The organism is uncultured Clostridium sp., from assembly GCF_963527835.1.
Taxonomy (GTDB): Bacteria; Bacillota; Clostridia; order Clostridiales; family Clostridiaceae; genus Clostridium.
In genome coordinates this window covers 1-21,634 of record NZ_CAURTC010000011.1, presented here as the reverse complement: position 1 = coordinate 21,634, position 21,634 = coordinate 1, and the positions used below count along the sequence as shown (strand labels likewise).

Genomic DNA, 21,634 nt, shown 5'->3' with positions numbered 1-21,634 from the left:
AAAAATCAACCTCTTTTTTTAATAATATTCTTAAAAACAAAAATATGTGTTGATTTTATACAATAAAAGTTGACATTGATAATTTTAAATGGTAATCTTTAATTAACGACACGAAAGTTAAACTTAAATTAATTAAAAATATTCGTAATTATAACAATTAATAAAATTATAAATCTCAAATTAATATTTTGGAGGAATTTTTAATGTTAAATATTAAGAGTATATTCGTTGAAAAGAAAAGCGGATTTGATGTAGAAGCACAAGGCTTACTAAGAGATTTTAAAGAAAATTTAGGAGTAGCTAATTTAGAAAGTGTAAGGCTTATAAATAAATATATTATTTCGGATATAAGTGAAGAGTACTATAACAAAGCACTACATACTATTTTTTCAGAGTTAACAGTTGATAATGTGTATGAATCAGAATTGCCTATTAATGAAGATGAAATAGCATTCGCAGTAGAATTTTTACCAGGACAATATGATCAAAGAGCAGATTCAGCTTCAGAATGCGTATCGTTATTAACTGAAGAAGATAAAACTTATATAAAATCAGTTAAAATAATTATTTTAAATGGAAATGTTACGAAAGAAGAAATTAATAAAATAAAATCATATTATATAAACCCAGTCGATTCAAGAGAAGTGGATATAAATAGTAAAGACATTACATCAACTTCAAACATACCTAAAGATGTTCTTATATTAAATGGATTTATAGATAAAAATTTAGAAGAGTTACAAGAATTTCATTCAGATTATGGTCTTGCCATGAGTATTGAAGATCTTGTTATGATAAAAGACTATTTTAAAAAAGAAAATAGAAATCCATCAATCACTGAAATCAGAGTTATAGATACTTATTGGTCAGATCACTGTAGACATACTACATTTTCTACAATATTAGAAAATATAGAATTTGAAGATAATAAGTACACTTCACCAATTAAGAAAAGTTATGAAAATTATATAAAATCAAGAGAATATGTATATGGAGAAAAACAAAAAAATAAAACTCTTATGGATATTGCAGTTATAGCAATGAAAGAACTTAGAAAAAGAGGAAAACTTGATGATCTAGATATATCAGAAGAGATAAATGCATGTTCTATTAATGTAAAAGTTGAAACTGACAAAGGATTAGAAGATTATCTAGTTATGTTTAAAAATGAAACACATAACCATCCAACTGAAATTGAACCTTTTGGTGGCGCAGCAACTTGTTTAGGTGGAGCAATAAGAGATCCATTATCAGGTAGAACTTATGTGTATCAAGCAATGAGAGTTACAGGTGCATCAGATCCAACAGTTCCAATTGAAAGAACTTTAAAAGGAAAACTTCCTCAAAGAACTATTACTTTAGGAGCAGCTCATGGATATAGCTCTTATGGTAATCAAATAGGTCTTGCAACTGGACAAGTTCAAGAAGTATATCATCCTAATTATGTAGCTAAAAGAATGGAAGTCGGAGCAGTTATTGCAGCAGCACCAAAAGAAAATGTTGTTCGTGAAGAACCAAAATTAGGTGATGTAATCATCTTACTTGGTGGAAGAACTGGTAGAGATGGAGTTGGTGGTGCTACAGGGTCATCAAAAGAACATACAGTAGATTCACTTAGTGAATGTGGAGCAGAAGTTCAAAAGGGTAATGCTCCTACTGAAAGAAAAATTCAAAGATTATTCAGAAATTCAAAAGTAGCTAGGATGATTAAAAGATGTAATGATTTTGGAGCAGGTGGAGTATCAGTTGCTATTGGAGAATTATGCAGAGGATTAGATATAAATTTAGATAAAGTAACAAAGAAATATGAGGGGCTAGACGGAACAGAGCTTGCAGTTTCAGAATCACAAGAAAGAATGGCAGTAGTTGTAACAAAAGAAAATGCTGATGAATTCATCAGACTTTCAAATGAAGAAAATTTAGAAGCAAAATTAGTAGCTCATGTTACAGACACTGATAAGCTAAGATTATTCTGGAGAGGCAAAAAAATAGTAGATTTAGATAGAAGCTTTTTAGATACAAATGGAGCAAGTCAAAGAGTATCAGTTAAAGTTAATGGTCCTACTGAATATCCATACGAAGTTTCAGATGTGAATGTAAAAGATACATGGATAAATAAATTAAAAGATTTAAATATAGCATCACAAAAAGGGTTGGTTGAAAGATTTGATTCAACTATTGGAGCAGGAACAGTGTTAATGCCTTTTGGTGGTAAATATTCAAATACACCAGCAGAAGGAATGGCAGCTAAAATTCCAGTGCTTGGTGGAGAAAGTAAAGATGCTACAATAATGACTTTTGGGTTTAATCCATATCTAGGAACTTGGAGTCAATATCATATGGCGTATTACTCAGGAATAGAATCAATAACAAAACTTTCAGCTATGGGTGGAGATTATAGAAAAGCTAGATTAACTTTTCAAGAATATTTTGAAAGGTTAGGGAAAGATGAAACAAGATGGGGTAAACCATTTGCAGCGCTACTTGGAGCTTATGAAGCTCAGATGCAACTTGGAATTGCAGCAATCGGAGGAAAAGATTCAATGTCAGGAAGCTTTGGAGATTTAGATGTACCTCCAACATTAGTTTCATTTACTGTTGGAGTTGAAAAGGCTAGCAAAATAATATCTCCAGAATTTAAGGGCGTAAATTCAAAATTAGTGTTACTTAAAACTAAAAAGTTAGAAGATGGCACTATAGATATGAATAAGTTTAAAAAGAATTTAGAGGTTCTTTATAAATTAATAGGAGAAGAAAAAGTTATTTCAGCATCTGCAGTTAAATTTGGAGGAGTTTCTGAATGTTTAACGAAGATGTCACTTGGAAATAGAATCGGTGCAGAGTTTAATAATTTAACTAAAGACGAACTATTTGGATTTAACTATGGAAGCGTATTATTAGAAGTTAAATCAGATATTGATATAGCTAAGGAATTTGAAGAATGCTTATACAAGGAAGTAGGAAATACAATATATTCTTCAATTATAAGATCTAAAGAATATGATTTTGAATTAGCAATTGAAGAATTAGAAGATGCATATGAAGAAAAGTTAAATGGTGTATTTAAGATAAAAACTGATGATATTTCACAAGAGAAAAAGATAGAAACTGTTTTATATGAGAAAAAAGAAATTTCATCGCCAACTATTAAATTAGCTAAACCAAGAGTTGTAATTCCAGTATTTCCAGGAAATAATTGTGAATATGACTGTAGAAGAGCTTTTGAAAAAGAGGGTGCGGAAGTATCTGAAGTAGTATTTAGAAATATTACAAAAGAAGCATTAGTAGAATCCATAGAAAGACTTAAATCTGAGATAGATAAATCTCAAATAATCATGATTCCAGGAGGATTCTCAGCGGGAGATGAACCAGATGGATCAGGTAAATTTATAGCAACTGTGCTTAGAAATGAGAAGATTAAAGAATCAGTAATGGAATTATTAAAGAATAGGGATGGATTAGCCTTAGGAATTTGCAATGGCTTCCAAGCTTTAATCAAATTAGGATTAGTACCTTATGGTGAAATTGTTGATATAAAAGAAGATATGCCTACATTAACTTACAATAATATAAATAGACATATGTCTTCAATTGTTAGAACTAAAGTGGTTTCTAATAAATCACCATGGTTTAATGAAGTGAATGTTGGAGATGTACATTCAATAGCAATTTCACATGGGGAAGGAAGATTTGTTGCACCAGAAAGTTTAATAAAAGAACTAATAAAAAATGGACAAGTAGCAACTCAATATGTTGACCTTGAAGGTGAAGTGGCACTTAATATGCCATATAATCCAAATGGATCAATGTATGGAATTGAAGGAATAACAAGTCCTGATGGAAGAGTACTTGGTAAAATGGCTCACTCAGAAAGAATAGGTGAGAATTTATATAGAAACATTTCAGGAAACTTTGATCAAAAGATATTTAAATCAGGAGTTAATTATTTTAAATAAGAGAGCGAATTTGATTTTAATATTTGGCTATGTTTTAGCAGAGTGTTGATATATGCATAAGCAAAGTGGGCGGAGTAATTGAACTTAAGAACACTAAAATGAGTATAGTCCCATTTTAGCTTGCTCCCAATATAAAATTGAGACAAGCAGTAAATGTGACAATACTCATTAAGAGTTCTAAAAGTCCATTTACAATGCCACTTCACCCATTGCATATATCAACACACATTTAAAACAGAGCTTAATATTTTAATCATTATTTAAATTGATATTGTAAAATGCCCAGAATTTAAGAATTTAAGAATTTAAGAATTTAAGAATTTAAGAATTTAAGAATTTAAGAATTAAAAATTGAGAATTTTAGGAGGATTAACTATGAAGGTAGCAATATTTTTTGGAAGCAAATCAGACACAGAAGTTATGAGAGGAGCTGCAAATGCATTAAAAGAATTTAATGTTGATTATAAAGCATTTATTCTTTCAGCACATAGAGTTCCAGAAAAATTAGAAGAAACTATAAAAATGGTTGAAAGTAAAGGCTGTGAAGTAATAATTGCAGGAGCAGGACTTGCAGCACATCTACCAGGAGTTATTGCATCAAAAACAATACTTCCAGTAATCGGAGTTCCCATTAATGCAGCACTTAATGGATTAGATGCACTATATTCAATAGTGCAAATGCCTAAATCAATTCCAGTTGCAACTGTTGGAATAAATAATAGTTATAATGCAGGAATGTTAGCATTACAAATGTTAGCTTTAAAAGATGAGAATTTAAAAGAGAAATTAATTGAATTTAGAGATCATATGAAAAAGAATTTTATAGATGAAAATGGGGAAGGGGTAGAACTATAATGGAAAAATTAGAGATGTTATATGAGGGAAAAGCAAAACAAATATATGGAACAGATAAGGCAGATGAAGTAGTAATTTACTACAAAGATGATGCAACAGCATTTAACGGAGAGAAAAAGGGACAAATTGCAGATAAAGGTGTAATGAATAATAAGATTACTTCAATCTTATTTGAACAATTAGAAAAACAAGGAATAAAAACTCACTTCATTAAGAAATTAAATGATAGAGAACAATTATGTAAAAAAGTTAGTATAGTGCCTCTTGAAGTAATTGTAAGAAATGTTGCAGCAGGTAGCATGGCTAAAAGATTAGGTCTTGAAGAAGGAACTGAACTTAAGACTACAGTGTTTGAATTTTCTTACAAGGATGATGAATTAGGAGATCCATTAATTAATAGTTACCATGCAGTAGCAATTGGAGCTGCAACTTTTGAAGAAATAGATACTATTTTAGAGATGACAGCTAAAATTAACAACATATTAAAAGAAGCATTTGCAAAGGAAAATATTAACTTAATTGATTTTAAAATAGAATTTGGTAAATGTGCAGGTGGAACTATCGTTTTAGCTGATGAGATTTCACCTGATACTTGTAGATTTTGGGATGCTACTACAGGAGAAAAATTAGATAAAGATAGATTTAGAAGAGATTTAGGTAATGTAGAAGATGCCTATATTGAAATCTTAAAGAGAATATCTAAATAATATTATTAAATTAGTCTATGTTTTGGCAGCGTGTTTATATATACATAAGTAAAATGGACTGAGTAATTAAACTTAGGAATGCTAAAATGACTATAGTCCCATTTTAGCTTGCTCCAAATATAAAATTAAGACAAGCAGTAAATGTGACAATACTCATTAAGGATTCTCAAAGTCCAATTACAATGCCACTTTACTTATTGTATATATCAACACATATTTAAAATAGAGACTTAAATCATATAATAAAAAATGCTTTAAAAATATGCTGATATAAAAATAAATTATTTAGAACGTAATATAAATTTTACATTAAAAGCCTTAAATTAAGTTAAGAAAGGAATATGTAGATGACGAATTCAGAGTTTGAATTAATTATGGATCCAAGCTTAGACAAATTTAAAGATGAATGTGGAGTTTTTGGAGTTTATACCAATAAGCCATTAGATGTTGCTTCAATGACTTATTATGGTCTTTATGCACTTCAACATAGGGGACAAGAAAGTGCAGGAATTGCAGTAGCTGATGGAGAAAAAATAGAAATGCATAAGGGGCTAGGATTAATTACAGATGCATTTAAGCATGAAGATTTAGAAAAGTTAAAAGGTCATATAGCTATAGGTCATGTAAGATATTCAACAGCTGGCGGCAAAGGAATAGAAAATGCTCAACCAATACTTACTACTTCTAAAATAGGCTCAATTGCAATGGCTCATAATGGTAATTTAGTTAATGATGATGTTATAAAAGAATTACTTGAGGATGCTGGGCAAATTTTTCATACATCAAGTGACTCTGAAGTAATAGCTTGCCTTATAGCAAGAAGTGCAAAAAAAGGACTTACTAAAGCTGTAGTTGATGCAATATCTGCTATAAGAGGGTCATTTGCATTAACCATTATGTCAAAAGATAAATTAATAGGGGCTAGAGATCCTCATGGAATTAGACCACTTTCGCTTGGGAAAATTGATGAAGGATATGTATTAACATCAGAAAGTTGTGCTTTAGATGCAATAGGTGCTGAACTTGTAAGAGATATTGAACCAGGGGAAATTATTATTATAGATGACGAGGGAATTCATTCTTATAAATATTCTGAAAACACAGTATGTCAAACTTGTGCTTTTGAATATATTTATTTTGCAAGACCTGACTCTAAGATTGATGGATTAGAGGTTCATACTTCAAGAGTTAGAGCTGGTGAACAATTATATAAAGAACATCCACTAGATGCAGATTTAGTAATTGCAGTTCCAGATTCAGGAATACCTGCTGCTATAGGATATGCTAGAGCTTCAGGAATTCCTTATGATACAGGATTTATTAAAAATAGATACGTAGGTAGAACATTTATATCACCTTCTCAAGAAATTAGAGAGAGAGCCGTTGCTGTTAAATTAAATCCATTAAAAGTAAATATTGAAGGCAAAAAGGTGATTTTAATTGATGATTCTATTGTAAGAGGGACAACTTCAAAGCATTTGATAGAATCACTTAAGCGTGCTGGAGTTAAGGAAATAAACTTTTTGATTGCATCACCAAGTGTTAAATACCCATGTTATTTTGGAATAGATACACCTTATAGAAGTGAACTTATTGCAGCAAATAATTCGGTAGGGGAAATAAGAGATATTATTGGAGCTGATTACTTAGGATATTTAAGTGAAGATGGTGTAAAAGAAAGTTGTAGAGGTAAAAAAGGATTCTGTATGGGATGCTTTAATGGAATTTATCCAGTTTCTACACCAATTGAAACGCCAAATGAGTTTGAAAGGTAGGATTAATATATGATTACTTACAAAGAAGCAGGAGTTAACATAGAAGAGGGTTATAGATCGGTAAAGTTAATAAAAGAATATGCAGCTAAGACTATGAGTGAATATGTTTTAAATGGTCTTGGAAGCTTTGCAGGAATGGTTGAACTTCCATCAGGATATGAAAAACCAGTGCTAGTTTCAGGAACAGATGGTGTTGGAACAAAATTAGAAATAGCTTTTAAAAATAAAAAGTATGATACTGTTGGAATTGACTGTGTCGCTATGTGTGTAAATGATATTTTATGTCATGGAGCAAAGCCATTATTTTTCTTAGATTATATAGCTTGTGGAAGACTTGAAGCAGAAGTCGCTTCAGATTTAGTTAAAGGAATTTCAGATGGATGTATTCAATCTGATTGTGCTTTAATTGGTGGAGAAACAGCAGAAATGCCAGGATTTTATGATGAAGGCGAATATGATATAGCAGGTTTTGCAGTAGGAATAGTTGATAAAGACAAGATAATAAATGGTAGTAATATTAAAGAAGGAGATAAATTAATTGGAATTGCTTCTTCAGGAATACATTCTAATGGTTATTCATTAGTAAGAAAAATTTTCACGGATTTAAATGAAGATTTTAATGGTGAGGAAGTTTGGAAAACATTAATTACTCCAACTAAGATTTATGTTAAGCCTATACTTAATTTACTTGAAAACTTTGATATTAAAGGTATGGCACATGTTACTGGTGGAGGATTTATTGAAAATGTTCCAAGACTGTTTAATGGTAGAGAATTAACTGCTGTAATTAATAAAACTTCATATCCACTTCCAGCTATATTTGAAAGAATCATTGAAAAAGGCGTAGATAAAGAACATATGTATAATACTTTTAATATGGGAATTGGATTTGTTCTTGCAGTAAATGAAGAGGATGTTGAGCATATAATAAAAGCTTTAACTATCATGGGTGAAAAAGCTTATGAAATAGGTCATGTAACATCTGGAGGTGAAGGTGTTTGTTTAAAATAGCAGTTTTGGTTTCAGGCGGTGGAACAGACCTTCAATCTATAATCGATGCAGTAGAAAATAAAGAAATAGAATGTAGCATAAAAATGGTCATTGGAAGTAAAGATGGAATATATGCGCTAGAAAGAGCTAAAAATCATAATATACCTACTTATGTTGTAAGCAAAAAAGAGTACAAAGATAAATCCTCCAATAAAATTTTAGAATTAACTAAAGGAAAAGTTGATTTAATTGTTCTTGCAGGATATTTATCAATATTAGATGGAGACATATTAAAAGAATTTAACAACAAAATAATTAATATTCATCCATCATTAATTCCAGCTTTTTGTGGATCAGGAATGTATGGATTAAAGGTTCATGAGGCAGTTATAAAAAGTGGAGTTAAATTTTCAGGGTGTACAGTTCATTATGTGAATTCTGAAGTTGATGGGGGTGCAATACTACTTCAAGATATTGTACCAGTTTATTTTGAAGATGATGCCGAATCTCTTCAAAAAAGAATATTAGAAAAAGAACATATATTATTGCCAAAAGCAATTAAGTTAATCAGTGAAGATAGGGTAGAAATTATTAATGGTAGAACAAAGGTAATTGAGATATAAAAATAGGCTGTATTTAAAAATATGGTTGTTATATGTATAAGCAAAGGTAGACTGAGTAATTAGGTCACTTTACCTAGTACATATATCAACAAATATAACTTAATAAGTGGAGGTTTTTTATGAAAAAGAGAGCTTTAATAAGTGTATTTAACAAAGATGGAGTTTTAGATTTTGCTAAGTTTTTAGTTTCTAAGGATGTTGAAATAGTATCAACTGGTGGTACTTATAAATATTTAAAAGAAAATGGTATTGATGTAATTGAAATTAATGAAGTTACTAATTTCCCAGAAATGTTAGATGGTAGAGTTAAAACACTTCATCCATTAGTTCATGCTGGAATTTTAGCAATAAGAGATAATAAAGAACATATGAAAGTATTAGAGGAAAGAGAAATTCGCACAATAGATTATGTTGTTGTTAATCTTTATCCATTCTTTGAAAAAGTGAAAGAAGATTTAACTTTCGAAGAAAAAGTTGAATTTATAGATATTGGTGGTCCTACAATGCTTAGAGCTGCAGCTAAGAATTTTCAAGATGTAGTTGTAATTTCAAACATAGATGATTATGAAGTTGTTAAAAGTGAGATAGAAAATGATGGGCAAGTATCTTTAAAGACAAAGAAAAAATTAGCTGGTAAAGTATTTAATCTTATGAGCGCATATGATGGTGCAATTGCAAATTTTATGTTAGCTGATGAAGAAGAATATCCAGAATATCTTTCAGTTTCATATAAGAAAATGCAAAACTTAAGATATGGTGAAAACTCTCATCAAAGTGCTGCTGTTTATTCATCAACAATGGTTGATGGAGCTATGAATACTTTTGAAACTTTAAATGGTAAGGAATTATCATACAATAATTTTAAAGATGTTGATATAGCATGGAAATGTGCCAATGAATTTGATGAACCAGCATGCTGTGCATTAAAACATAATACACCATGTGGGGTAGCAACTGGTGAAAATTCTTATGAAGCTTATATGAAAGCATATGAAGTAGATCCAACTTCAATATTTGGTGGAATTATTGGATTTAATAGAAAAGTGGATAAGAAAACAGCAGAAGAAATGGTTAAAATATTCTTAGAAGTTATAGCAGCTCCAGATTATGATGAGGATGCTTTAGAAGTATTAAAAACTAAGAAGAATTTAAGAGTACTTAAGTTTCACAATACTCCAAAGGCTGAGAAGTGCATGGTAACAGTTGATGGGGCAATGCTTGTACAAGATGAAGACAATAAACTTATTGATGAAATTAAAGTAGTAACTGAAAAGAAGCCAAGTGATGAAGAAATGAAAGATTTATTATTCGGAATGAAGGTAGTTAAATATGTTAAATCTAATGCAATTGTTGTTGCACATAATGGAATAGCATTAGGTATTGGCGGAGGTCAAGTAAATAGAATTTGGCCAACAGAAGATGCATTAAGAAGAGGTAAAGGAGCTACTATATTAGCTTCAGATGCTTTCTTCCCATTCAGGGATGTTGTTGATAAAGCAGCTGAAGGTGGAATTAAAGCAATAATTCAACCAGGTGGTTCTATGAGAGATCAAGAGTCTATAGATGCTTGCAATGAACATGGAATAGCAATGGTGTTTACAGGATTTAGACACTTTAAACACTAGATTATATTTTAAAATTGGATTGATAGTGTAGTATAAAGCTCCATGGACTAAGAAATTTGCTTTAAGAACTCTAGAATAAAGCTTAGTCCAATTAATGCATGCTCCAATCAAAGATTGCGACAAGCAGATAATTTGACAAATCTTTATTAAGAGTTCTAAAAAGTAAATTTAAATGCCAATTCGCAATTATACTACAATATCAATTGTTATAAAGAATAGTCAAATATGATTTAGAGTTTGGGAGGAAGGTTATATGAAACTACTTTTAATTGGATCTGGTGGAAGAGAACATGCTTTAGCTTGGAAGCTTGGAAAGAGTCAAAAGGTTGAAAAAATATTTGTAGCACCAGGTAATGGCGGTACTGCAACTCATGATAAATGTGAAAATGTAAATATAAGTGATATAGATGAATTAATAGCTTTTGCTAAAAAAGAATCTATTGATATAACAATAGTAGGACCAGAAGAGCCATTGACTAAAGGAATAGTTGATGAATTTAAGAAAGAAAATTTAAAGATTTTTGGGCCAGCTAAAGATGGAGCAATGCTTGAAGGTAGCAAAAGTTTTTCAAAAGATTTTATGAAAAAGTATGGTGTAAAAACAGCAGAGTATGCTACATTCACTAGCGTTAATGAAGCATTAAAATATTTAGAAACTTGTAATTATCCAACTGTTGTAAAAGCAGATGGTCTTGCGGCAGGAAAAGGTGTTATAATTTGTGAAAATAAAGAAGAAGCAATAGAAGCTGTTAATACATGTATGGTAGATGATGCATTTAATGGTGCAGGGCAAAAGATTGTTATTGAAGAATTTTTAGAAGGCGTTGAAGCGTCTATACTTTCAATAACTGATGGGAAAACTATAATTCCATTTTTATCAGCTAAAGATCATAAGCAAATATTTGATGATGGAAAAGGACCTAATACTGGCGGAATGGGCGTTTTAGCACCTAATCCATATGTGACAGAAGGGGTTTTAGATGACTTTAAAGAAAACATAATGAACAAAACATTAGTTGGGATAAAAGAAGAAGGCTTTGACTTTAAGGGGATTATATTCTTTGGTCTTATGATAACTAAAAAAGGAACATATCTTCTAGAATACAATGTTAGAATGGGTGATCCAGAAACTCAATCAGTTCTTTATTTAATGGAAAGTGATCTTTTAGAAATTATTGAAGCAGCACTAAATGAAGAGCTGGATAAAGTTGAAATTAAGTGGAATAAAGGCGTATGTATAAATGTAGTTTTAGCTTCTCATGGATATCCTAATAAATTTAATAAAGGATATGAAATAAAGATAGATGAAAAAGTTAAGGATAAGGTATTCTTAGCCGGAGCAAAATACGAAGATGGAATTCTAAAGACAAGTGGTGGCAGAGTTTTATCAGTTATTGGTTGCGGAGAAAATGTAGAAGAAGCTAGAAAAGAAGCTTATTCTAATATTAATAGAGTTACGTTTAAAGGGGCTTATTGTAGAAAAGATATAGGAATTTATAAGTAAATAATTTTATAAAAGTAAAGAAAAAAGGAGCTGTTTCAAAATAGCTCCTTTGTTTTATATTAAATAAATATATGCATTATTTGCAATCATATTGAATAAGTTTTTCTTTATATAAATCACAAAAATCTAAAAATTCATCTGTAAGGGGACTTCCACCTACTTCATGAAAATTTGGATCAGTCATTAAGTTTTTAGCATACTCTTTTATCTTGTCTATGAATGGAAGAAAAGCATTTGTATTATTTGGAGTAAAGTCTGGTACATCTATCCCATCATTTTTCATAATATCTTTTATTATAACATATTGTAAAGACATGTCACCAAATTCCCCTTCATTAGCTTCCAAAAAAGCATCATGAGCTTTTTTTGTGTTAATAATATCAAAATTAGTTTCATTAATTTCAATTGAATCAGTAGTAGCATTAATAGTACTTTTATTATTAGAAGCAGATAAATCATTTTTATAAAAGTCAGAATTAATTATATTTTTATAGTTTAAATTATTACTTATTTCCATAAGAATCTCCTTTAAAAGTAATTTATAGTACTATTATCGGAAAGGAAATAAAAAACTTAATAGTAAAAAATAAGCATGAATTTAGAGCTTATAATATGTATTAAAAAATATCGATTATCAATAGTTATGTAAATAAGATAAATTAATTATATTTATTTAAACTTTGATAATGATAAAGAAAAGGTTCCAACAGATTTTGCTGTAACCTTTTCTTTAGTTATATATATGAATTATTTACAATCGTATTGAATAAGTTTTTCTTTATATAAATCACAAAAATCTAAAAATTCATCTGTAAGAGGCATTGCTCCTACTTGATGATAATTTGGATCAGTCATTAGATTCTTAGAATATTCTTTCATTTTATCTATGAATGGAAGAAAAGCAGTTGCATTATTTGGAGTGAAGTCTGGTACATCTATTCCATCATCTTTCATCATATCTTTTATTATGGCATATAGAACTGAGTTATCACCAACTTCTCCTTGATTAGCCTCTTTAAAAGCATCATAAGCTTTTTTAGTATTAATAACGTTAAAATTGGTTTCATTAATTTCAATTGAATAAGTAGTAGTATTAGCAGTACTTTTATTATCTGAAGCAGGTAAGTAATTTTTAGAAAAGTTAGAATTAATTATATTTTTGTAGTTTAAATTATCATTTATTTCCATAAGAATCTCCTTTAAAAGTAATTTATAGATATTATAATCGATAAGGAAATAAAAAACTTAATAGTAAAAAATAAACATGAATTTAGATTTTATAATATGTATTTAGAAAACATTGATTATGAGTAGTGATGTAAATGGAAATGGATTAATTATAGATAGCTTATTTAAACTTTGATAATGATAAAGAAAAGGTTGCAACAGATTTTGTTGCAACCTTTATTTTTATTTCCAATATTTATTATTTACAATCATATTGAATAAGTTTTTCTTTATATAAATCACAAAAATCTAAAAATTCATCTGTAAGGGGACTTCCACCTACTTCATGAAAATTTGGATCAGTCATTAAGTTTTTAGCATACTCTTTCATTTTGTCTATGAATGGAAGAAAAGCAGTTGTATTATTTGGAGTAAAGTCTGGTACATCTATTCCATCATCTTTCATAATATCTTTTATTATAGCATATAAAAAGGAATTATCACCAAATTCTCCTTGATTAGCCTCCAAAAAAGCATCATGAGCTTTTTTGGTGTTAATAATATCAAAATTGGTTTCATTAATTTCAATTGAATCAGTAGTATTATTAACAGTACTTTTATTATCAGAAGCAGATAAATCATTTTTATAAAAATTAGAATTAATTATATTTTTGTAGTTTAAATTATTATTTATTTCCATAAGAATCTCCTTTAAAAGTAATTTATAGTACTATTATCGGAAAGGAAATAAAAAACTCAATAGTAAAAAAATAAATAATTATCTTGAATTTTTATTATTAGTAGTTTAATATTTAAAAAGTAAAAAAAAGTATAAAATACAAAAAAATAATTTATACTTTGCATATAAGAAAGGATTTGAAAAAATGAAAAAGAATACAAAAAAATTAATATCATTAATTTTATTTTTTGTAATAGGATTAACCTTTACAAAATATGAAAATGCATATGCATTTGTAGATAATTCATCAAATTGGGGATTTGGAATTATGACAGTAGGAAATGCAAAAAGAATGTACTTAAGTAATAATACATTTACATGTGACCCTGATCAAAAACAAGATGTGTCAGGTTCAGGAAAGACATATGATATGAAAACTAAAGAAGTTGCTCTTATAACTAAACTTACAAGTGATTTTTATAGTAGTTATTATGTAAATGTGGATGGAAGATTCATTGGAGAATCAAGTGATCAAGATATTTTTTACAAAAATACAGAAAGTGGTAAAAGCAATTATACTACAATCATAATTAAAAATTTAACTCCTGGAAAACATAAAATTTCTGTTAAATCAGATAAACCTTTTAACATATCTGGGGGTCCAATTCAAAAGGAAGATTTTCTTTATGTAAATATTCCAGTAGTTGAAGATGAAAAAATAAAGAACTCTATTGAACAAATAAAAAATGGTAATGCCAAATTAAGTGATTATACAATTGTAGGTGTTGATAAGGATAGCATTGGTAATTTAAATTTATTAAATGTCAAGATTAAAGATAAAGACTTAAATGCAGGAAATGTACAACAAACCACTATTGATATATTAAATTCAATAAAAAAAGAATTAAATGAAAATGATGCTTGTAAAACTATAAATTCAGGAAATGGAACTTTAAATTCATACAAAACAATAGGAATTGAGATAAAATCAGATGTTCTAAAATCAATTAATTCTGAAATAATAAAATCAAAAAATAACAAAAATGCTGATTTAACTGTGGATGAAATAATAAATGTTGTTAATACAACTTTAAAGAATATAGATGAAGCTAATGAAAGAATAAATCAAGGACAAGCTAAATTAAATGACTATCTTTTAGTTGGAGCAGTTAATGTAACAGAGGTAAACTTACTTGATATAAATGATGGAGTAAAAGGAAAAGACAATACTACATTAAATAAATTACAAGGAAACATAAATAAAATTTTTAATGCATTAAAATATATAAATGAGGGTAATACTAGTTTAAGCAATTATAATATATTAGGTATAACATCAGTAAGCTCTAAAAATATTAATGAGTTAAGTAAAGTTATAGTGGCAAAAAAGAATAAAAAAGGACAAGACTTAACAAAAGAAGAAATTAACAATATTATAATTAAACTACCTGATATAATAAGTGGAGCATTTAAAGAAATAAATGCAGGTCAAGGAACATTAGAAGATTATCAATTAGTAGGATCATTATATGTAACAGACATAAATTTAGTAGATGTAAATTGGTATGTAAATGGAAAAGATAATAATACATTAAGCAAATTACAAGGAAATATAAATACAATAAAAAATGCGCTTAATTATATAAACGATGGTAACACAAATACAAGTTATTATAAAACATTAGAAATAACAACAGTAAATGAAAATAATGCACCAGCAGTGAAAAATGGAATATTAATAGCTAAAAAAGCAAAAGGAAATAATTTAACAAAGGCAGAGATAGAAAAAGTAGTATTAGAAGCTTTAAATAATGTAAGTAGTTCATATGTAAGAATAAATGCAGGACAAGGAACATTAGAAGATTATCAATTAGTAGGAGCATCTAATGTAACAGATATAAATTTAATAGATGTAAATTGGTACGTAAAGGGAAAAGACAATAGTACATTAAAGAAATTACAAGGAAACATAAATACAATTTTTAATGCACTAAAATATATAAATGGTGGAGACACAAGTGCAAGCTATTATAAAATATTAGAAATAACAACAATAAACGCAAATAATGCACCAGCAGTAAAAAATGGAATATTAATAGCTAAAAAAGCAAAAGGAAATAATTTAACAAAAGCAGAAATAGAGAAAGTAGTATCGGATGCTTTAAATGATGTAAGTAGTTCATATGTAAAAATAAATGCAGGTCAAGGAACATTAGATGACTACAAAGTAGTAGGATCATCTAATGTAACAGACATAACTTTAGTAGATGTAAATTGGTATGTAAATGGAAAAGACAATAGTACATTAAGTAAATTACAAGGAAATATAAATACAATTTCTAACGCATTAAAATATATAAATAATGGTAGTACAAACACAAGTTATTATAAAATATTAGGAATAACAACAGTAAACGCAAATAATGAATCAGCAGTAAAGACTGGAATATTAGCAGCTAAAAAAGCAAAAGGAAATAACTTAACAAAAGCAGAAATAGAAAAAGTAGTGTTAGAAGCATTAAATAATGTAAGTAATTCATATGTAAAAATAAATGCAGGCCAAGGAACATTAGAAGATTATCAATTAGTAGGAGCATCATATGTAACAGATATAAATTTAGTAGATGTAAATTGGTATGTAAAAGGAAAAGATAATAGTACATTAAGCAAATTACAAGGAAATATAAATACAATAAAAAATGCGCTTAATTATATAAATGGTGGTACTACAACTGCGAGTTATTATGAAGCACTAGGAATAAAAACAGTAAATGCAAATAATTCATTAGCAGTAAAGGCTAGAATATTAGCAGCTAAAAAAGCAAAAGGAAATAACTTAACAAAGGTAGAAATAGAAAAAGTAGTATCAGAAGCATTAAATGATGTAAGTAGTTCATATGTAAAAATAAATGCAGGACAAGGAACATTAGAAGATTATCAATTAGTAGGAGCATCATATGTAACAGATATAAATTTAGTAGATGTAAATTGGTATGTAAAAGGAAAAGATAATAGCACATTAAAGAAATTACAAGAAAATATAAATACAATAAAAAATGCGCTTAATTATATAAATAGTGGCACTACAACTGTAAGTTATTATGAAGCACTAGGAATAAAAACAGTAAATTCAAATAATGCATCAGCAGTAAAAACTGCAATATTAGCAGCTAAAAAAGAAAAGAAAAATAATTTAACAAAATCAGAAATAGAAAAAGTAGTAGAAGATACATTAAATGTTAAAGTTGTGAGAGCTAGAAGTATTTTAATGGAAGAACCTAAAATCGAAAAGACAGTAAATGAAAATAAGTTAAATGAAGAAAAAGTTAAAGAAGTAACAAATTCAAAAGTAGATGATGTAAATAAAAAAGAAGAATCAAATGTTTCACAAGAAAATATGAATGCTATAAAATTATCAGACAAATTAGATTCGGAAAAACAAGATAATAAAAAAACAAATGTAGAGGAAAATATAGATTCAACAAAATCATCTGTTGAAAAAGTCGATTTAATTAACAAAGACGATAATAAGCAAGAAGTAAAAGAAAATAAAAAAATTGATGAAAATCAACAACCAAAGGAAAGTATTACAGAGAAAGCAATAGAAAAGGCTAATTAGTTTAAAATTATGTTTTAAATTGATAATTGTGCTTTTAATGTAATGAATATTGAAAGAGTTGCATCAAAACAATTTTGATACACATTGGTAAATGAAAAAAAGGAATTCAATCTAAATAAGAATTGAATTCCTTTTTTTAAGCATATTAATATAAAAATTTGAATAGATTGGAAAAGGAGATCTTAAAAATGAATTAACTCAATATTGTAGAGATAATGAACTTCCATTAATATGTCCAAATCTTGTTGGAATGGGAAGTCCTTATTTGAATTTTAATTGTTGAGTTATATCTTATTTACCAATCAAGGGGCCAGTGGCTATGATTTCACAATCAGGTGCTAACCTTTTAGCGGCACTTGGAACTTCTCAAAATGATCACTTTGGAATGAGTTTCTTTGTTGGACTTGGAAATAAGGCTGACGTAGATTTTTGTGAGTTTATAAGTTATGCAGGAATAGATGAAGATACTAAATGCTTATCTGTATATATTGAAGGATTAGATAGTCCAGAAGCATTTATAGATGTATGTAAGAAGTTTAATCATAAAAAAACAATAGTTACAATAAAAGTTGGTGGATCTAAGATAGGAATTAAAGCGTACATTTCTATGTTTGGTTCACCATTAAATCCAGTAGATATTTTAGGAACAGCGTCATAAAGAATAATTATAGCATTAGTGTGCATATTGACATTTAAATATATTAATGCTAAAATAAACATACCAACGGTTGGTTTGTGAGGAGGCGATAATCATGAGTAGAAAAAAGTTTTTAGAACAAACATATAATAAAATAATAGAAGTTTCATATAATCTTTTTATTCAAAAAGGATATGAAAAAACAAGTGTACAAGATATTATCAATGAATTGGGTTTATCTAAAGGAGCAATTTATCATTATTTCAAGTCTAAAGAGGAAATATTATATGCAGTTTTAAATAAGGAAAAAGAGAAAGCTAATTTATATTTAGAAAAGATAATTATTGAGGCAAATGGATGCACAGCAAAAGAGAAACTTAAATACATCTTGGTTCAGTTAGCAGGTAATGAAGATATAAATATTGCAAATAAGTTTCTAATTAATCAATCAAATAATAGCAAAGCTATTATAGAAAGTATTATTCAAACAGTAAATTATGATTCTTTTAAATTTTATATTTTAATTAAAGAAGGGATAGAAGATGGCTCAATAAAAACAGATTTTCCAAAAGAATGTGCAGAGATATTACTTCTATTGTGCAATGTATGGCTTAATCCTATTTTGTTTAATAGGACCTATGAAGATACTATAAATAGATTTAAATTTATTCAATTTACAATGAAACAATTGGGTGTTGATGTTATAGATAATGAATTATTAGGTAAAATTGAAAATAATCTTAAAGGAGTTGGAATAAATGAAATCAATGAATAATGTTGCCTTAGAAAAGAGAAGAAATGCTATGATGTTTTCTGAAAGAATTTCACAGAACAATAATATATTTAAAGCACCTTTAGAAGTTAAAATAAAAAGGGGGAAGTTAGGAAGTACTTGTGGAGCAATTTTCATACTAATTTCTGGTATATTATATATAATGAATGTTTCTAATTTAGCAAGTGGTCTTTTTGTTGCAGGAGTATTAACTTTAGGAGTGAATTTAATAATGTTAAATTATTTTAATAAAAAATAGTTTATTGTCTTAAAATTATGAAATTAAGATATTAACTTGAATATGAAAAAGGTAGTGAGGACTGGACTAAAAAACTTTTCTAGAAATATTTAATTAAAGAATTTTAATTATGAAAAAGCATAACTATTCTTGCTGGGATGGAGTGCTTTTTTCATTTGTTTTAAATTTTAGTTTGAAACATTTAGCACCTATGTTAATTTCAACCTCAAAAAAGCTTAGAATTTAATTAATTTTATGTGACAAGAATAAAGTTGTGATAATCAAAGCTACGTTACATTGAATACTAATTAAATGTATTTTAAGTGGGAGTTAAATTTAAGAGAATAATTTTCTAATGGATTTTAATATCTTGACATATATGTGAATATAATATAATATTTATTCATGAATATATTTTTATTATATTCATGAATGCAATAAAAATATATTCATAACTATGAAAGGGGATATATAATGGCTAAAAATTTTTCAGACGAAGATATTAAACAGTTAAAAAATAATTTAAGAAAAACCTGTGAATATAGTTGGAGAACAAATGGTTACAAAATGACAAGTATTGCTTCTCTAACAAAAGAAGTAGGAATTTCCACAGGTTCATTTTACCGTTTATATGAAACAAAAGAAGAACTATTTTTTGAAGTATTTTCTATGATTCAAGATGAATTAAAAAAGGAGTGGAATCAAATTATTCAATCTAATCTAGGGATTAAGGGATTTAAAGAAGCACTTAAATGGCTCTTCAGAGAATATGCTAAACATCCTAGACTATATGATTTTAATAACACGGATTATATTTTATTTTTAAATAAATTACCTAAAGAAAATATTGAGTATCTTAAAGAAAATAATGAGAATTTCTTTAGTGATGCCTTAGAAAATTCAAGATTAAGGTTAAAAATTCCAAAAGAAAAAGCATATGGAGTTTTTAGTACATTATTATTTACAGCGACTATGGAAAAAGACTTTGGATATAACAAATATGAAGTTTTTGAATTTTTATTAGACAGTTCAATCAATAAAATTTTTAATATAAATTAATTTTGGAGGAGATTAGTAATGAAATCTTTATTAAACAATTTTCTATTTTCTATTTCAATACAAATTCCTATTATTCTTTTGAGTGATAATATTCTAAGAATTCTAAGTTATGTTTCAATTATAGTTTCTGTAGGTTTGTTTTTTGCTGGATTGTATCTAACTTATAAAAGGAGAAAATATGGTATTAGAATTTTTTGTTTAAGTTTTTTACTGCTTATTAACCCAATGATAAATTTGGTTTTTAATTAATTTATTTGGGAAGGAGATATAATTATGATTAAAAAATTGAATTCAATACTTAGTAAAGTTAATGATGCAGTTGGTATTGAGATTGATATTCCTAAACCTACAAAATCAGGATTAAAATTAAGTAGAGTTTTATCGACAACACTAGGTGTGGGAGGTCTAACAATAGGGGGAATTTCTTCATCAAAAGTGTTATTAGCTTTAGGAACACTAGGCACAATAAGTGCAATTGTGACAACATATGAAATAAAAAAATTATAGAAGAATATATACGAAGACATAATCCAAGAATAGCATATGAAATATGTATGTTTGGATTTTTAATGATTCATACCACTACCATAATATGAGTTGAATTAATCCTCATAAAAGATTTGTAACATTAATTGTTTTATGAACTTTTAGGTATATTCATGAAAGTGTGCAAAATATATAATTGTATATATTTTTTTTAAAATGGAATACTAAAAGTGAGGTGATTTTGTGAAATCGGTATGGAGTGAAAGTTGTAAATTCAGAAAAAGAGAAGTTTTAAATAAAGATATAAAAACTGATATTTTAATTATTGGAGCTGGAATATCAGGAATATTAACAGCATATATGTTAAAGCAAAATGGTAAAGATGTAGTTTTAATTGATGCAGCTGAAATAGCAAGCGGAAATACAAAAAATACTACTGCAAAGATAACATCTCAACATGACTTAATTTACCATAAATTAATATCAGAATTTGGAGAAGAAAAGGCTAGGCAATATGCAAAGGCAAATGAACTTGCTATAAAGAGGTACAAAGAAATTATTGAAGAAAGAAAAATAGACTGTGATTTTGAAGAGAAGCCAGCATATATCTATTCTCTAAATGAAATAGGCAACCTTAAAGAAGAAGTAGAAGCAGCTAATAGAGTAGGTATTAATGCAGAGTTTGTAGAAAAGGCTAATCTTCCCTTTGAAATTAACGGAGCTGTTAAATTTAATAATCAGGCACAGTTTAATCCACTTAAATTTTTAAAAAATATTTCAAAGGATTTAATTATCTATGAAAATACTATGGCATTGGAAATTAAAGAAAATCTGGTAATTACAAATAGAGGAAATATAACTGCAAATAATATAGTGGTAGCAACACATTATCCAATAATGAATGCACCTGGATATTATTTTATGAAAATGCATCAAGAAAGA

At 28.0% G+C, this 21,634-nt stretch carries 18 protein-coding genes; 15 read left to right on the top strand and 3 right to left on the bottom strand.

The window, feature by feature from the left end; all coding sequences use genetic code 11:
* Window positions 1-203: 203 nt before the first annotated feature.
* The 8 genes from RYM86_RS07670 (at window position 204) to purD (ending at window position 12,035) form a co-directional block, all read left to right on the top strand.
* Complete coding sequence (locus RYM86_RS07670; RefSeq protein WP_315079252.1) at window positions 204-3,956, top strand: phosphoribosylformylglycinamidine synthase; 3,753 nt, start codon at window positions 204-206, stop codon at window positions 3,954-3,956.
* Window positions 3,957-4,331: 375 nt separating this feature from the next.
* A complete protein-coding gene (gene purE / locus RYM86_RS07665) occupies window positions 4,332-4,811 on the top strand; it encodes a 5-(carboxyamino)imidazole ribonucleotide mutase (protein WP_315079251.1) in 480 nt (159 codons plus the stop codon).
* Complete coding sequence (gene purC / locus RYM86_RS07660) at window positions 4,811-5,518, top strand: phosphoribosylaminoimidazolesuccinocarboxamide synthase (protein WP_315079247.1); 708 nt, start codon at window positions 4,811-4,813, stop codon at window positions 5,516-5,518. The genes purE and purC overlap by 1 nt, the downstream gene beginning before the upstream one ends.
* A 347-nt stretch (window positions 5,519-5,865) precedes the next feature.
* Window positions 5,866-7,293 (top strand): amidophosphoribosyltransferase, encoded by a 1,428-nt coding sequence (gene purF, locus RYM86_RS07655; protein WP_315079245.1) that lies wholly within the window; start codon window positions 5,866-5,868, stop codon window positions 7,291-7,293.
* 9 nt (window positions 7,294-7,302) lie between these two features.
* Window positions 7,303-8,304: a phosphoribosylformylglycinamidine cyclo-ligase gene (gene purM, locus RYM86_RS07650; RefSeq protein WP_315079243.1), complete on the top strand. Its 1,002-nt coding sequence runs from the start codon at window positions 7,303-7,305 to the stop codon at window positions 8,302-8,304.
* Window positions 8,292-8,906 carry a phosphoribosylglycinamide formyltransferase gene (gene purN / locus RYM86_RS07645; RefSeq protein WP_315079242.1) on the top strand — a complete coding sequence of 205 codons (615 nt, stop codon included), beginning with the start codon at window positions 8,292-8,294 and terminating at the stop codon, window positions 8,904-8,906. Before purM ends, purN begins: the two co-directional genes overlap by 13 nt.
* Before the next feature lie 119 nt (window positions 8,907-9,025).
* Window positions 9,026-10,531: a bifunctional phosphoribosylaminoimidazolecarboxamide formyltransferase/IMP cyclohydrolase gene (purH, locus tag RYM86_RS07640; RefSeq protein ID WP_315079240.1), complete on the top strand. Its 1,506-nt coding sequence runs from the start codon at window positions 9,026-9,028 to the stop codon at window positions 10,529-10,531.
* Window positions 10,532-10,784: 253 nt separating this feature from the next.
* Window positions 10,785-12,035 carry a phosphoribosylamine--glycine ligase gene (gene purD, locus RYM86_RS07635; protein ID WP_315079238.1) on the top strand — a complete coding sequence of 417 codons (1,251 nt, stop codon included), beginning with the start codon at window positions 10,785-10,787 and terminating at the stop codon, window positions 12,033-12,035.
* Between the two features lie 76 nt (window positions 12,036-12,111).
* Here purD and RYM86_RS07630 read toward each other — a convergent pair whose 3' ends face one another.
* From RYM86_RS07630 to RYM86_RS07620, 3 genes are all read right to left on the bottom strand, one after another.
* Window positions 12,112-12,552 (bottom strand): hypothetical protein, encoded by a 441-nt coding sequence (locus RYM86_RS07630; protein ID WP_315079237.1) that lies wholly within the window; start codon window positions 12,550-12,552, stop codon window positions 12,112-12,114.
* Between the two features lie 230 nt (window positions 12,553-12,782).
* A complete protein-coding gene (locus RYM86_RS07625) occupies window positions 12,783-13,223 on the bottom strand; it encodes a hypothetical protein (RefSeq protein WP_315079235.1) in 441 nt (146 codons plus the stop codon).
* 238 nt (window positions 13,224-13,461) lie between these two features.
* A complete protein-coding gene (locus RYM86_RS07620) occupies window positions 13,462-13,902 on the bottom strand; it encodes a hypothetical protein (RefSeq protein ID WP_315079234.1) in 441 nt (146 codons plus the stop codon).
* 184 nt (window positions 13,903-14,086) lie between these two features.
* Here RYM86_RS07620 and RYM86_RS07615 point away from each other — a divergent pair, with 184 nt between their 5' ends.
* The 7 genes from RYM86_RS07615 to RYM86_RS07585 form a co-directional block, all read left to right on the top strand.
* Window positions 14,087-17,500: a hypothetical protein gene (locus RYM86_RS07615; protein ID WP_315079233.1), complete on the top strand. Its 3,414-nt coding sequence runs from the start codon at window positions 14,087-14,089 to the stop codon at window positions 17,498-17,500.
* A 313-nt stretch (window positions 17,501-17,813) separates the two neighbouring features.
* The gene (locus RYM86_RS07610; RefSeq protein WP_399547442.1) at window positions 17,814-18,158 is read left to right on the top strand and encodes a hypothetical protein; all 345 of its coding nucleotides are present in this window, start codon (window positions 17,814-17,816) and stop codon (window positions 18,156-18,158) included.
* 94 nt (window positions 18,159-18,252) lie between these two features.
* Window positions 18,253-18,912, top strand: coding sequence for a TetR/AcrR family transcriptional regulator (locus tag RYM86_RS07605; protein ID WP_315079231.1), 660 nt, complete (start codon window positions 18,253-18,255; stop codon window positions 18,910-18,912).
* Window positions 18,896-19,168, top strand: coding sequence for a hypothetical protein (locus RYM86_RS07600; RefSeq protein WP_315079229.1), 273 nt, complete (start codon window positions 18,896-18,898; stop codon window positions 19,166-19,168). The genes RYM86_RS07605 and RYM86_RS07600 overlap by 17 nt, the downstream gene beginning before the upstream one ends.
* 453 nt (window positions 19,169-19,621) lie before the next feature.
* Window positions 19,622-20,206 carry a TetR/AcrR family transcriptional regulator gene (locus RYM86_RS07595; protein ID WP_315079228.1) on the top strand — a complete coding sequence of 195 codons (585 nt, stop codon included), beginning with the start codon at window positions 19,622-19,624 and terminating at the stop codon, window positions 20,204-20,206.
* A gap of 273 nt (window positions 20,207-20,479) precedes the next feature.
* Window positions 20,480-20,713, top strand: coding sequence for a hypothetical protein (locus RYM86_RS07590; protein WP_315079227.1), 234 nt, complete (start codon window positions 20,480-20,482; stop codon window positions 20,711-20,713).
* 222 nt (window positions 20,714-20,935) lie between these two features.
* On the top strand, window positions 20,936-21,634 hold a 699-nt coding region (locus RYM86_RS07585), incomplete at its 3' end, for an FAD-binding oxidoreductase (RefSeq protein WP_315079225.1).

Coding starts and splice junctions, on each gene's coding strand:
- purD (WP_315079238.1), top strand. CDS start 10,785: ATGAAACTACTTTTAATTGGATCTGGTGGAAGAGAACATGCTTTAGCT.
- RYM86_RS07615 (WP_315079233.1), top strand. CDS start 14,087: ATGAAAAAGAATACAAAAAAATTAATATCATTAATTTTATTTTTTGTA.
- RYM86_RS07605 (WP_315079231.1), top strand. CDS start 18,253: ATGAGTAGAAAAAAGTTTTTAGAACAAACATATAATAAAATAATAGAA.
- RYM86_RS07625 (WP_315079235.1), bottom strand. CDS start 13,223: ATGGAAATAAATGATAATTTAAACTACAAAAATATAATTAATTCTAAC.
- purM (WP_315079243.1), top strand. CDS start 7,303: ATGATTACTTACAAAGAAGCAGGAGTTAACATAGAAGAGGGTTATAGA.
- RYM86_RS07600 (WP_315079229.1), top strand. CDS start 18,896: ATGAAATCAATGAATAATGTTGCCTTAGAAAAGAGAAGAAATGCTATG.
- RYM86_RS07620 (WP_315079234.1), bottom strand. CDS start 13,902: ATGGAAATAAATAATAATTTAAACTACAAAAATATAATTAATTCTAAT.
- RYM86_RS07595 (WP_315079228.1), top strand. CDS start 19,622: ATGGCTAAAAATTTTTCAGACGAAGATATTAAACAGTTAAAAAATAAT.
- RYM86_RS07630 (WP_315079237.1), bottom strand. CDS start 12,552: ATGGAAATAAGTAATAATTTAAACTATAAAAATATAATTAATTCTGAC.
- purF (WP_315079245.1), top strand. CDS start 5,866: ATGACGAATTCAGAGTTTGAATTAATTATGGATCCAAGCTTAGACAAA.
- purE (WP_315079251.1), top strand. CDS start 4,332: ATGAAGGTAGCAATATTTTTTGGAAGCAAATCAGACACAGAAGTTATG.
- purC (WP_315079247.1), top strand. CDS start 4,811: ATGGAAAAATTAGAGATGTTATATGAGGGAAAAGCAAAACAAATATAT.
- RYM86_RS07670 (WP_315079252.1), top strand. CDS start 204: ATGTTAAATATTAAGAGTATATTCGTTGAAAAGAAAAGCGGATTTGAT.
- purH (WP_315079240.1), top strand. CDS start 9,026: ATGAAAAAGAGAGCTTTAATAAGTGTATTTAACAAAGATGGAGTTTTA.
- RYM86_RS07590 (WP_315079227.1), top strand. CDS start 20,480: ATGATTAAAAAATTGAATTCAATACTTAGTAAAGTTAATGATGCAGTT.